Source organism: Wolbachia endosymbiont (group A) of Andrena fulva, assembly GCF_964026815.1.
GTDB lineage: Bacteria > Pseudomonadota > Alphaproteobacteria > Rickettsiales > Anaplasmataceae > Wolbachia > Wolbachia pipientis.
Window position 1 is genome coordinate 187,355 of the sequence record NZ_OZ034701.1, and the last position, 12,110, is coordinate 199,464.

A 12,110-nucleotide genomic window follows, 5' to 3' on the forward strand; every position below is an offset into this window, starting at 1 on the left:
ATATCCGTTCAGCGGAGTGGTAGAATAAGGTAGACAAAGCAAGATAATAAAGATAATCATAGAGCAAAAGTGAGTGTGCGATCCGATGTCATGAAATCATGATGGTTAAATTCCATCCACCATAACATCTGGTTGAAATCATAGTTCACATTTTAGGAAATTGGCAATTTTCTAGGGTGCAAGCATGAACTAAAAGGGAGTAATATTAAACCTTATAATAAATCCTCTCGAGAAGAGTTAGATATGGTTACGAAAGAAACTTATGTTTGAATTGTCGTCATTGCAAATATGCGAAAAAAAAGGTTGATACGCATAAACCAAAAGGTACAGAGAATGGATGATTAAAATGCTCACGTTTAATCAAGATGTTTCCGATCTCTCGGCAAAAAGTAAGAACCTAAATCCAACACGAAATGGTTTCATGGAACGGAGTAACCACATGGAAGCTCTTGTTAATCTTTATAAGAGTAACAAGCAGGTAGCCAACCGCAAGTCTCTGTGTGGAGGGATTGTTTAAGAAGCTAATGCCTAGGGTAATGTCTAGGATATGCAGACGTGGACACTGTAATTTGGAAGGTAAAGTTGTAAATAGTAGTGAATATGTTATGAGCCAACAAAATGTTAGGTATGAATGGAATGAAATTCCTTGGCGCAAGCTAGAGAAATTTTCGTTTAAGCTACAAAAACGAATTTACCGAGCTTCACAATGTAATGATATCAAAAAGATGCACAATCTTCAGAGATTATTACTCAAATCAACAAGTGCAAGAACGATAGCAGTTAGAAGGGTAACTCAGGACAACAGAGGGAAAAAAACTGCAGGTATTGATGGAAAAGCTAACCTTAGTCAAAAAGAAAGATTGCAATTGGCAAACTCCTTAGATATAAGGGAGAAAGCAAAGCCATCAAGACGCATTTGGATTTCAAAACCTGGAAAGAATGAGAAACGCCCATTGGGGATACCCACTATATCGTGTCGAGCAAAACAAACACTTGTAAAAATGGCTTTAGAACCTGAGTGGGAGGCAAAATTTGAGCCAAACACTTATGGTTTTAGACCTGGTAGATCATGTCATGATGCCATTGAAGCAATATTTCAAGCGTTGAGTCGAAAGACAGCATTCATCTTAGATGCTGATATATCTGGGTGCTTTGACAATATTAACCATAATAAACTACTTGAAAAGCTCAATACCACACCAACGTTAAAGAAAATATTAAGAGGGTGGTTGAAAGCAGGTGTTATGGAAAATAGAATATATAAACCAACTGAAAGTGGTACTATCCAAGGAGGAACAATTTCTCCATTGCTCGCCTGTATCGCTCTAAATGGTTTAGAAAGCTATTTAAAAGAAACAATGGCAGATCAGATAAGAAGCTATAGAAAAGAAAAACTTGGTAGATCATGTAGAGAAAAGGCAAAAAGATCACTCAGCATAATTACTTATGCCGATGACTTTGTGGTATTTCATGAAAGTAAGCAAATTGTGCTTAAGGCAGAGATTTTAATTAAGGAATGGTTAAAAACCATTGGATTAGAATTAAAGTCATCAAAGACAAAAATTTCTCATTCATTGAATCCTCTAAAGGAAAAAAAACCAGGCTTTGATTTTCTTGGATTTACAATACGACAGCATACAGTAAAACAAGGTAAGAAAACATACAAGTTACTAATAAAACCGAGCCGCAACTCTATAAAACGATATACATTAACCGCTAAGTACAAACTTAAAGAAATGTGTGGAGCACCACAAGAAGCTATTATAAAAAACCTAAATCCACTTATTAGAGGATGGTGTCAGTATTATACTTCAGTGATTTCAAGGAAAGTCTTCGAGTTACTAGATAGCGTTATGTTTAGAAAACTATGGAAATGGGCAGTACGTAAACATACAAATAAAGGCAAATACTGGATAAAGAGGAAATACTTTAAAAGGTATAAGAATGATAATTGGAGGTTTATGACAAGTAATGGAAAATATCTTATCAAACATGGAGACCATGCTATTAAGCGGCATATCAAAGTGAGAGGAGCAAAATCTCCATATGATGGAGACTGGATATATTGGAGCAGTCGTAGAGTACCAGATAAGTCACTAAGAGTGATAAAATTACTGAAGATGCAACAGGGTAAATGTAATTATTGTCAGCTATATTTTAGGTCAGAGGACATAATTGAAGTGCATCATCAAGACAAAAATAGGAACAATAATACCATAGGAAATTTGTCTTTATTGCACGGGCATTGCCAAGGTGCGCCAAGGTGCGCCAAGGTGCGCCAAGAAGTGCTTGGAGAACAGTTGGTGAAAATCCAACACAAACAAAGTCTAGCCAACAGTTTGGAACAGACCACTATGTTGCATGAGGTAACGAGTGTAATAGAGCTAGTGGGATGGACAATGCAGGGCACAACGGAAGTGAAGGAGTGGAGTCCCGAAATACCTGAAGACATAGAGGTCGACATGTTCATGGCCATGGAAGACAGCATGAAGGATAACGTAAAGGCAAGTTATCACTCACTCTATCGGGATCTGAGACCGTGCCATGTATTGAAATGGACTTCAAGTGAACTTGGGAGATCCCATGCATTCCTATTAAGGTACGTTGGAACAAGTCAACAAAGGCAAGAACTAGCGGAAGATGCAGGGGAAGTCGGACTGATTGATAGTACTCAGAATGTGGGAAAGCCACGTACAAGGGGAAGCGATCAGCAATATAGTAACTGGAATAGGGATTGCTATGCCAATACAACGGAGGTAGGAATAACATGCGATATAAACTAAACCAGATAGCAGTAAGAGCAAAGCAAGATAAGCGACTAAAATTCACATCGTTAGTCCATCTGATAAATACAGAGAATCTTGCGAGATGTTATAAAGAACTGAAGCGTAACAAGGCTTGTGGAGTAGACCAGATAACAGTGGAATCATACGGAGAAAATCTGAATGAGAAACTCGAAGTGCTAGTAGAAAGTATGAAGAGGAAGCAATATCAACCACAACCAGTAAAGAGGGTATATATACCGAAAGCTGGAAGTAAAGAGAAACGCGGACTCGGAATACCATCGACCGAGGATAAATTAGTACAGATTATGCTGAAGAAGATATTAGAAAATATTTACGAGGCAAACTTTCTGGACAGCTCATATGGATTTCGACCAGGAAGAAACTGTCATCAAGCGGTAAATGCACTAGATAAAGCAGTTATGTACAAGCCAATAAACTACATTGTAGAAGTGGATATCAAGAAGTTCTACGATAATATACAGCATAAATGGCTAATGAGGTGTCTAAGGGAACGAATAACTGACCCAAATTTGCTGTGGTTAGTAAAGCGGTTTCTCAAGGCAGGGATAGTCGAAGCTGGAAATTATGAAGCAACAAAACAAGGTACACCACAAGGCGGTATAGTAAGTCCTGTATTAGCAAATATATACTTACATTATGTGTTGGATTTATGGATAGAAAAGAAATTTAAACCAAGATCCAGAGGATATATACAAGTAATAAGGTTTTGCGATGATTTTGTGGTTTGTTGCGAAAGTAAGGTAGACGCGGAAGAATTTCTGGAATTACTGAAACAAAGGCTAAATAAATTTGGGTTGGAAGTATCTGAAAACAAGACCAGAGTAGTAAAGTTTGGCAAGAGGGAGTGGCAACGAGCGATAAGAGAGAAACGAAGGACGGAAATTCAATTTTCTGGGGTTTACGCACTATGGTGCAAAAAGTTGTCGTGGTAGATTAATGATGGGACATAAAACCTCTAAGTTAAATCTAGCCAGAAAACTAAAAGAAATCAAGGAGTGGTTGAAAATAGTCCGCGGAAGTATTCGACTTAAAGATTGGTGGCAAGTACTGAAGGCTAAATTAACAGGACACTATAACTACTTTGGTATTAGCGGAAATTATTGGTGTTTGAAACAATTTTACACATCAGTAAGAAAGCTAGCATTTAAATGGATAAATCGGCGTAGTCAGAAAAAGAGTATGACCTGGGAACAGTTTGTACACTACGTAGAAGTAAATCCATTACCAAAGCCAAAAATACATTTTTCTTTATATGCATAAGAGGGACGACTGTGAAAACTAATATTGATGAGCCGTGTGCGGGAAATCTGCAAGCACGGTTCTTTAGGGGGAGTTGTAGTAATAAAACTCAAACGAGAGGAGTAAAGCTACAGCTTCTACCGAACAAAGTAATTGTGCTATGGATCAGCACGATGAAATTTTACATTCAACAATTAATTTTGATATTTTAATAAAAGGAGGTGATAATGAGCAAATTACAGCTAAAAATTAAAGATCATGACAATAATTTTATTGTGTTAAATAATATAAGAAACCTAAGGTTTACTTTGCGTAATAACAGAGAAGAGGTGAAAGATATTTCTTCTTTTGGCTGGAGGAAAGTGCTCGATTGTGCTGGAAGCAGACACATTACGATAAAAATTAATGGAATTTTAGACTCTGTATTAGCTGATGAATTATTACGTAATTCTGCTATGCTAAACTCTAATAATGATTATGAAATTAGTTTTAATGCTAAGGAAAAGATAAGGCTTAGGTGTTCAGTTGAATTGTATGAGAGGTATTATGATCCTGTTACTTTTGACAGCTTTACTGTAGTTTTAACTAGTGCTGAAGTTGTAAACGCTTTTCATTAATGTTAATTTAATTTTTTCATATACAATAGTAACTGGTGAGAATTTTAACTAAATTAAAAAAAATCATGAACGACAAAGACCTTTTCGAGGAAGACGGTGATGATATTGAAGAAAATAACGATGATAAAAGAGAGAAAAGTTTAGAAAATGAAAATCAGCAAAATCAAGAAGAACAACACAAAGAGGAAGATAAGCAATACATAATACAGTATATTCAAGACTATTTGAAAGTTTTTGAGGATATTCTAAATCAGATCGACGAAGGAATTGATAATTCGGATAGTTACGAAAGGACTATGCAAATAAAGCGAAGCATAGACAGGCTCATAGAGACTTTATATAGTCAGGCTGCGTCCGAAGATATTGATGCAGAATTTGAAACTACCAAACACACTCGCGATAAATCAGAATCTATGAAAAGAGTTAGAGAGAAGAGAAGAAAGCAAGTGATAGAAGAAGTATTAAGTAGCATGTTTGCCCAGCAACAAAAGGAGCTAATGAACGCTAAACACTTAAGTCATGGACATGAAACAGCAAAAGATGGGGATGTCCACGAAGCAAAGGAAAAAGTGAAGTCTTCAATCAGGGGAGTGTTGTTTTCGGTGATTGCTCATAGGATGGATCCAAGAAGGAGGGCAGGGGAAACTGCTGACGGTAACGAAAAGCAAGCTCATATACATGGCAGGGAAGCAGTTGGTGGAGCTTTAGGTGCATTGTTAAAAACGTTTTTAACAGCGGTTGCTGCTATTGTGCATGAAATTGCTAAACCACTTCAGAAACAGGAAACATCTTTTGCAAAACAAGTTGAAGAAAGCAGAAACGCAGATCCACAAAAGGGTCGATCTGTGTAGATTTCTCCTTGTAATAATCTTTCGATTCTACTGTCTGTTAATTCAAATTAGGGTTATAAAATTTTAGAAGCCAGCTCTTATATAACCAATTTATAGCAAGAAATTACGATACAAAAATCAGCGTCCGTTAGAAAATAAACATAACACAGGGTGATAGAGTTGCCCCTATCCATAAGCGTCAGTTAAGCTCAAAATTGTAAGCTTAAAATATGGTTGAATAATTATTAACGTTTTTCAGGCATTTTTGTTATGGGTGCGCCAAGTAAGCGTTTAGAATACAATTGGTGAAAATCCAACTGACCTTACCCAGAAAAAGTGGAGAGAAAGTGTGGAATGTTTTTTACAAAAAGAATGATGCATCAAATTGTTCTGGAATGCAATAGTTAATAGTGACGTTGTTTGTTATAAAAAATTTCTATGTATTCAAATATTGCAGTTCTAGTGTGTTGAGCAGAGTGTTGTGAAGTATCAATAAGTATTTCTCTTTTCAATAAGCTAAAGAAGCTTTCTGCAACAGAATTGTCGTAACAACAGCCTTTATTACTCATCTATATTCTTTACAGCTAAGAGATATTGATACCCTTGCGCAGTATATTGTGAACCTTGGTCACTGTGCAGCAGTAGATTTTTAACAGGTTTACGCCTATTAATGGCCATTAATAAAGAGTTCATAACCAATTGTTTATTTATTGCACTACTCATTAACTACCATACGTGAGAATTATTGCTGCCAAATATAGCCATCCCTCCTTGGTTTTGATGTAAGTAATCCCATACTTTATTTGGTTGATCAACAATAAAGTTTTGATCTAGTATATTGGGAGCTACGACTCTACTGTCCGTTTGTTGTTTCTTAATTTTAAATTTTCTTCTCAATATAGCCTGAATACCATTTTTCTGCATAATACTTTGCACTGTTTTTAAGTTGCAACTTTTACCCAAAGCCTTCAATTCAGCATGAATTTTAGGAGCTCCATATCTACATTTAGAAACTTGATATATTTTTTGAATAGCTTCGAGTAGCTCTTTATTTGCTGATTCTCTACTGCTTATTTTTCTTGTAGTCCACTTATAGTAGCCACTAGCAGAAAATCCTACATAATTCCTGTACTTTATAGCAGTTACTATATAAAAAAATATTTTACTCTTTTTGACTGGCCAGGGCTTTTTTTTAAATGTCTCTTTCCCTTATTACTCTTGCTTTGTAAATCAAACCTCTCTTTGTCGTAAGGAGCCATGTTACCTCTACCTGGAAATGCATCTGCTGCCGACTTTTTTTCGTTGTGTTTCTTTATCCATTTTCCTAATAAACCACCCTTTATTCCTAAATCCTTTGCTATTTTTGTAATTGTTTGACCTGCCTTTCTTTGTTCATTTGCCAGTTTAACAGCTTCCAATTTGAATTCTGCTGTATATTCTCTTACCATTTCTAATCCTCCAAAATTTTATTTTACCCAAAAAAACTCTTTTCTTTCTCTCCACTTTTTCTGGGTAAGGTCAGTCTTTAGGCACCCAAACAAAGGGAAATGCTGGATAAAAAGAAAATACTTTAAAAAGTATAATAACGATAACTGGCGTTTTATGACAAGTAACAAGATACATCTTATTATACACAGCGATCATGTTATTAAACGACATATCAAAGTGCAAAAAACCAGATCTCCATATGATGGTGATTGGGTATATTGGGGTAAACGTCTGAGAAAAATACCAGATAAGCCATTAAGAGTAATAAAACTATTGAAGTTACAACAAAGTAAATGTGATAATGTAGACTATGGTTTGAAAGTGATGATATAATAGAAATACATCATAAAGACCGGAATAGACGAAACAATATGATCAAAAACTTATCTTTGTTACATGGACATTGTCACGATGAATTACACAGGAGGTGTGCATGAAAAGCACCAAATTGGAGAGAAGCCGTATGAGGCGCAAAGTCTCACGTACGGTTTTGAAGTCGAGTGAGGAGGGGCGACCTTCTTCACTTAGACAACAGTATGCAGATGAAACTACGGAAGAAGACTTAAGGAAAATAGCAGAAAAAGCACCAATAATAAAGTTAGTCTACGATGAATTAGACAGGTTTAGCTGGAATGAAAAAGATTTAGTAGCTTACGAAGAAAGAATAATGGATCTGCGGAAAGAAGAAGGCATCCTCGTTCAAAAACTTGATGAGGGAAAGATTGAAGGAAAGATTGAAGTAGCAAAAAACCTACTTAAGGCTGACATCTCTATTGATATTATCTCTCAGACAACCGGCCTTCCTCAAGCTGAGATTAAACGACTTCAGGAAGAAATCACCTAAAAGGCTAATGATCAACGAAGAAATTGTAAGAGAGAGCTTAAAAAAAGTCGTAGAACAAGAAAGTGGTAAAACTCTTGGTATAATATCCTCAATCATTATTAAAGGTGGGGACGTTGGTTTTGCGCTTGAAGTTGCCGGTAACACGCAAGCAAATGAAGAATTAAGAAGAAATTGTGAGCAAGCTGTTAAAGCTATACCGGGGGTGACAAAAGTGACCGTGGTTGCTACTTGTCAAAAACAAACTGGGCAACAAAAAGCTAAATTACATATCGAAGGAGTGAAAAATATAATCGTTGTGGCCTCTGGTAAAGGCGGTGTGGGCAAGTCCACAGTTGCGCTAAATCTTGCTCTCTCATTAGCAAAGTTAAAACACAAAGTTGCGCTGGTTGATGCAGATATATATGGTCCTTCAATTCCTAAAATGCTTGGCGCTGAAAAATTAAAGCCAGAAATACAGGATAGTAAAGCAATGCCTATAGAAAAGTATGGACTGCATACTATTTCAATTGGCTATTTTATCGATAAAGATCGTGCAGCAATATGGCGCGGACCTATGATTACAAAAGCACTTTATAGTCTGCTAATGGGAACAAAATGGTCCGATATAGAGTATTTGATAATTGATACACCACCTGGAACTGGCGATGTGCATTTAAGTCTTATGGAAAATTTTAACTTAACTGGGGCGATAATAGTTTCAACTCCACAGGAGCTCTCTTTAATCGATGCTCGCAAAATTTATGATATGTTTACAAAGCTCAGCGTACCGGTTATTGGCATTGTAGAAAATATGAGTTATTTCATTCAAAGCGGCTCAAAAATATACATATTTGGAAAAGACGGTGCAAAAAAAATGTCTGAGGAGCTGGGCATCAAACTTCTAGGCAGAGTTCCTCTAGATCCACAAATATGCCATGCTTCTGATTGCGGAAATCCTTTAATGTTAAGTGAGGATTTGGCAGAGATTTATGAAGACATTGCTCAAAGTATAGTTAAACAATAGAATAAGCGTGAGAAACATGCGAATCAAAGTCCTCTTTTGTTAGTTACAAAATAGACTGCTTGCATAACCATTATTTACATGAAAAATTAGCAGCTTTTGTCATTCCAGCGCGTGACGCTGGAATCCAGAAAAAAAGAAGAATGGATCCCAGTGGGCTTTGTTGCATCGCTAGCTATGATGGATTAAAGATAAAAAAGGTGGAGAATATCAGTAGCTTATTATTCTGGTATTTATAACAAGAACGGTCAGTGAATACCTAAATTTGAGTAAAAGAAATTTCACTACCACTCACTAATCTGGCTAAAATTCAAGAATTTCAATGCTTTAGCTATTTTCAATAGAATTAAATTTATTAATATAAATAACAAATTACTATTCTTAAATTTGATCAGATTGATTGCAAAAAAACAAGATTTTCAATAAGTTGCTTATAATCCTAATTATAGTTAGCCTTTCATAAGTAGCGATGCAACAAAGCCATCCCAGTGTCAAGCACTGGGATGACACCTTTATGTTTGAGGCAAAACCGGCCATAGCATTTAACACACTGCCTTCGCAAAATGTTCGTACAGTTGTTCGTTACGTGCTGGAATGACAAGGTGGAGTGTCTTTAGATGTCATCCAAGTAGCTGACACTGGGATCTAAAAAATTTAATTTATATATAAAGTTTGTTTAAACTATTTTCAAAACAGATAAAATATAATTTTACAATTAGCGTAAATAAAATGAATTATGATGTAATCATTTCAGGTGGTGGGTTACTTGGTCTTATTACTGCCATTGGCCTCAGTTGTGACTCTGTGTCTGTAGCTGTGATTGAAAAAAATAGTCTACCACGTGTAGTAGATGATAATCGAGCATTTGCTATTTCTCAAGGCTCGAAAAAAATATTGGAAAAGTTAGGGATTTGGCAGTTTGTGGAAAGTGAAGCTGAGCCAATACTTGATATATGCATATTAGATGCGGTTACTGTGCATTACAATCATAAAATGGTTAGCGAAGAGCCAATGGGTTATGTTATCAACAATGCTACTATATGGAATGCAATCAACAATAATTTTCTAAATAAACTGAATATATACTCTCCACATTCCTATAAAACAATTGCTTGTGATTCAGGATATGTGGAAGTGATTCTTGATAATAACCAGGAATTAATATCATCGCTACTTATCTGTGCTGAAGGCAAAAACTCTAAATTACCAGAGTTATTTTCTATACCGACAGTGAAATTTGACTATAAACAAAGTAGCATAGTATTTAATGTAAAGCATGAACTGCATCACCAAAACTTAGCTGTGGAGCGTTTTTTCCCTGGCGGTCCATTTGCAATTCTACCGATGAAGGGTGGCTATACTTCTTCGATAGTTTGGACAGAAAAATCTGAAATTTCAAAAATGCTAATGGATCTGTCTGAAGAAGAATTTATTATAGAGCTTAAAAAAAGATTTGGTTCTTATTTAGGAGAGATAAAATTAGAGGGTGAAAGAAAACTTTATCCTTTAAGTTTTGCTTTCGCAAAAAAGTTATATAAGGGTAGAGTTTTGCTTATCGGCGATGCAGCACATTCAATTCATCCAGTTGCAGGTCAAGGGCTTAATCTTGGAATTAGAGATGTAGAAAGTGTTATAAAGCACGTAGTTGCTGCAAAAGCGGCTGGTACTGATGTTGGCAGTAGTTATTTATTAAAGAAAATTTCACGTAACAGATACTTTGATAATTTTACAATGGCGCTTGCAACTGATGGATTAAATAGGATGTTTTCCAACAGAATATTCTGCGCTAAAGCACTAAGAAATCTTGGCTTGATTGCAGTTGAAAATTCAAATTTCCTCAAAAAACGCTTCATTCGGCATGCTATGGGATTTATATAAATCACTATTTTATAGTTAATGCAAGTCAGGTTTCCCACGTCATACCGCCGCGGTATCTTGGCCGCTAACACGTAGCGGGATGACGAATGTATCTGTTTAGCAGTTGTGTTAAAAGTCAATAGAAAAATTGATGTAGCTGTGGATAAGTACTTTTATCTGTATAAACGTGCTTATCCACAGCTATACTGGCTCTTAGATAGAAACAGACAGAGAGTTATATTCCTCAGTAAAAACCCTGTCATCTCTGACTAAAGAGTTAGCAAGAATAAGCAATTTCCTCATGGCAGCAGTGGAAGCAATTTTATATGGCTTTTTATATTGACTATATAATCTAGTAAAGAAAGGTTTGATATAGGAATTAGGGGGGGAGGGGGGGATGTATGGTCCCAGAGTGTGATGGTATGATAAAATATGAGAAAACAATACCATCAAAGGAGGAATTATGGGACAAATATTACATGGGTGCGCCAAAACAACAGAGACAATTCGTAGAGCAATACAAAATAGTAAAGAGAGCATAGCAAAACTCTCCAGGTACTATAACCTTAATCCAAAAACTATCATTAAATGGAGAAAACGGTCTTTTGCCAAAGACGCTGATATGGGTCCGAAGCATGCAAGATCAACTGTTTTAACTTTAGAAGAGGAGGCTGTAATTGTTGCATTTCGTAAGCATACTCTATTGCCATTAGATGATTGTCTCTACGCTTTGCAAACCTCAATCCCACACTTGACTCGCTCTAGTCTACATCGTTGCTTACAGAGGCACAGCATTAGCAGACTACCAGATGTTGATGGCGAAGTTAAACCAAAAAAGAAATTCAAACAATATCCTATAGGCTATTTCCATATTGATATTGCAGAAGTCAGAACAGAAGAAGGAAAGTTATATTTGTTTATTGCAATAGATAGAACATCCAAATTTACGTATGTTGAGTTGCATAAAAGTGCTACAAAACCTATAGCTGCTGAGTTTCTACGTAATTTGATTAAAATTTTACCATATAAAATCCACACTATTTTGACAGATAACAGTGTACAATTTACCAACCAAAAACGCCATAAATACGCTTTTCAACATATATTTGATAGAGCTTGTGAAGAAAATGACATTGAACACCGTCTAACAAAAGTTAGCCATCCTTGGACAAATGGGCAAGTTGAGCGTATGAACAAAACTTTAAAGAATGCCACTGTTAAGAAGTATTACTATCAGTCTCACCAGCAACTCAAAGAGCATCTTTATGACTTTGTTATGGCCTACAATTATGCTAAAAGACTCAAAACTCTTAAGGGTCTTACACCTTTTGAGTTTATATCTTTACAGTGGACAAAATCTCCTGAATTGTTCATACTAAATCCACACCATCACACTCTGGGACCATACACTCCATGTGTTTCGTAATA

The 12,110-nt window shown here is 36.0% G+C and carries 16 protein-coding genes and 1 pseudogene; 12 read left to right on the plus strand and 5 right to left on the minus strand.

Features of this window, described 5'->3' with window-relative positions:
• Positions 1-524: 524 nt before the first annotated feature.
• The 6 genes and pseudogenes from ltrA (AAGD84_RS00950) (at position 525) to AAGD84_RS00975 (ending at position 5,514) form a co-directional block, all read left to right on the plus strand.
• Entirely contained in the window at positions 525-2,783 is a 2,259-nt protein-coding gene (ltrA, locus tag AAGD84_RS00950) for a group II intron reverse transcriptase/maturase (protein ID WP_341817974.1), read from the plus strand.
• Complete coding sequence (ltrA, locus tag AAGD84_RS00955; protein ID WP_341817975.1) at positions 2,768-3,739, plus strand: group II intron reverse transcriptase/maturase; 972 nt, start codon at positions 2,768-2,770, stop codon at positions 3,737-3,739. Before ltrA (AAGD84_RS00950) ends, ltrA (AAGD84_RS00955) begins: the two co-directional genes overlap by 16 nt.
• Positions 3,740-3,743: 4 nt before the next feature.
• Entirely contained in the window at positions 3,744-4,067 is a 324-nt protein-coding gene (locus AAGD84_RS00960; RefSeq protein WP_264329539.1) for a hypothetical protein, read from the plus strand.
• A 124-nt stretch (positions 4,068-4,191) separates the two neighbouring features.
• Positions 4,192-4,299 (plus strand): annotated as a pseudogene (locus tag AAGD84_RS00965) (DUF3168 domain-containing protein); the annotation flags it as partial.
• Positions 4,274-4,663 (plus strand): phage tail tube protein, encoded by a 390-nt coding sequence (locus AAGD84_RS00970; protein ID WP_209473189.1) that lies wholly within the window; start codon positions 4,274-4,276, stop codon positions 4,661-4,663. The pseudogene AAGD84_RS00965 and the gene AAGD84_RS00970, both read left to right, overlap by 26 nt.
• Before the next feature lie 65 nt (positions 4,664-4,728).
• Complete coding sequence (locus tag AAGD84_RS00975; protein WP_319803699.1) at positions 4,729-5,514, plus strand: hypothetical protein; 786 nt, start codon at positions 4,729-4,731, stop codon at positions 5,512-5,514.
• A gap of 383 nt (positions 5,515-5,897) precedes the next feature.
• Here AAGD84_RS00975 and AAGD84_RS07480 read toward each other — a convergent pair whose 3' ends face one another.
• From AAGD84_RS07480 to AAGD84_RS00990, 4 genes are read right to left on the minus strand one after another with little or no spacing between them, the layout of a single operon-like run.
• Positions 5,898-6,062, minus strand: coding sequence for an IS3 family transposase (locus AAGD84_RS07480; protein ID WP_410541709.1), 165 nt, complete (start codon positions 6,060-6,062; stop codon positions 5,898-5,900).
• Positions 6,055-6,216 carry a DDE-type integrase/transposase/recombinase gene (locus AAGD84_RS00980; protein ID WP_010082071.1) on the minus strand — a complete coding sequence of 54 codons (162 nt, stop codon included), beginning with the start codon at positions 6,214-6,216 and terminating at the stop codon, positions 6,055-6,057. The genes AAGD84_RS07480 and AAGD84_RS00980 overlap by 8 nt, the downstream gene beginning before the upstream one ends.
• Before the next feature lie 3 nt (positions 6,217-6,219).
• A complete protein-coding gene (locus AAGD84_RS00985; RefSeq protein WP_341815110.1) occupies positions 6,220-6,654 on the minus strand; it encodes an IS3 family transposase in 435 nt (144 codons plus the stop codon).
• Complete coding sequence (locus tag AAGD84_RS00990) at positions 6,639-6,941, minus strand: transposase (protein WP_081818090.1); 303 nt, start codon at positions 6,939-6,941, stop codon at positions 6,639-6,641. Before AAGD84_RS00990 ends, AAGD84_RS00985 begins: the two co-directional genes overlap by 16 nt.
• 154 nt (positions 6,942-7,095) lie before the next feature.
• Here AAGD84_RS00990 and AAGD84_RS00995 point away from each other — a divergent pair, with 154 nt between their 5' ends.
• The 4 genes from AAGD84_RS00995 to AAGD84_RS01010 all read left to right on the plus strand — a co-directional run bounded on the left by AAGD84_RS00995 (position 7,096) and on the right by AAGD84_RS01010 (position 9,064).
• On the plus strand, positions 7,096-7,314 hold the full coding sequence (locus tag AAGD84_RS00995; protein ID WP_265038404.1) for a hypothetical protein: 219 nt from the start codon (positions 7,096-7,098) through the stop codon (positions 7,312-7,314).
• Between the two features lie 100 nt (positions 7,315-7,414).
• On the plus strand, positions 7,415-7,825 hold the full coding sequence (locus tag AAGD84_RS01000) for a hypothetical protein (protein ID WP_264723206.1): 411 nt from the start codon (positions 7,415-7,417) through the stop codon (positions 7,823-7,825).
• A 7-nt stretch (positions 7,826-7,832) separates the two neighbouring features.
• Positions 7,833-8,828, plus strand: a complete 996-nt coding sequence (locus AAGD84_RS01005) for an Mrp/NBP35 family ATP-binding protein (protein ID WP_265038402.1) — start codon at positions 7,833-7,835, stop codon at positions 8,826-8,828.
• A gap of 59 nt (positions 8,829-8,887) precedes the next feature.
• Positions 8,888-9,064 (plus strand): hypothetical protein, encoded by a 177-nt coding sequence (locus AAGD84_RS01010; RefSeq protein ID WP_007548294.1) that lies wholly within the window; start codon positions 8,888-8,890, stop codon positions 9,062-9,064.
• A 142-nt stretch (positions 9,065-9,206) separates the two neighbouring features.
• Here AAGD84_RS01010 and AAGD84_RS01015 read toward each other — a convergent pair whose 3' ends face one another.
• Positions 9,207-9,374 (minus strand): hypothetical protein, encoded by a 168-nt coding sequence (locus AAGD84_RS01015; protein WP_160142642.1) that lies wholly within the window; start codon positions 9,372-9,374, stop codon positions 9,207-9,209.
• 180 nt (positions 9,375-9,554) lie between these two features.
• On the opposite strand from AAGD84_RS01015, the gene ubiH reads away from it, so the two are divergent.
• Positions 9,555-10,703, plus strand: a complete 1,149-nt coding sequence (gene ubiH / locus AAGD84_RS01020) for a 2-octaprenyl-6-methoxyphenyl hydroxylase (RefSeq protein WP_213863120.1) — start codon at positions 9,555-9,557, stop codon at positions 10,701-10,703.
• Positions 10,704-11,145: 442 nt separating this feature from the next.
• Positions 11,146-12,108 (plus strand): IS481-like element ISWpi4 family transposase, encoded by a 963-nt coding sequence (locus tag AAGD84_RS01025; protein WP_341818050.1) that lies wholly within the window; start codon positions 11,146-11,148, stop codon positions 12,106-12,108.
• The last annotated feature ends 2 nt before the right edge of the window (positions 12,109-12,110 follow it).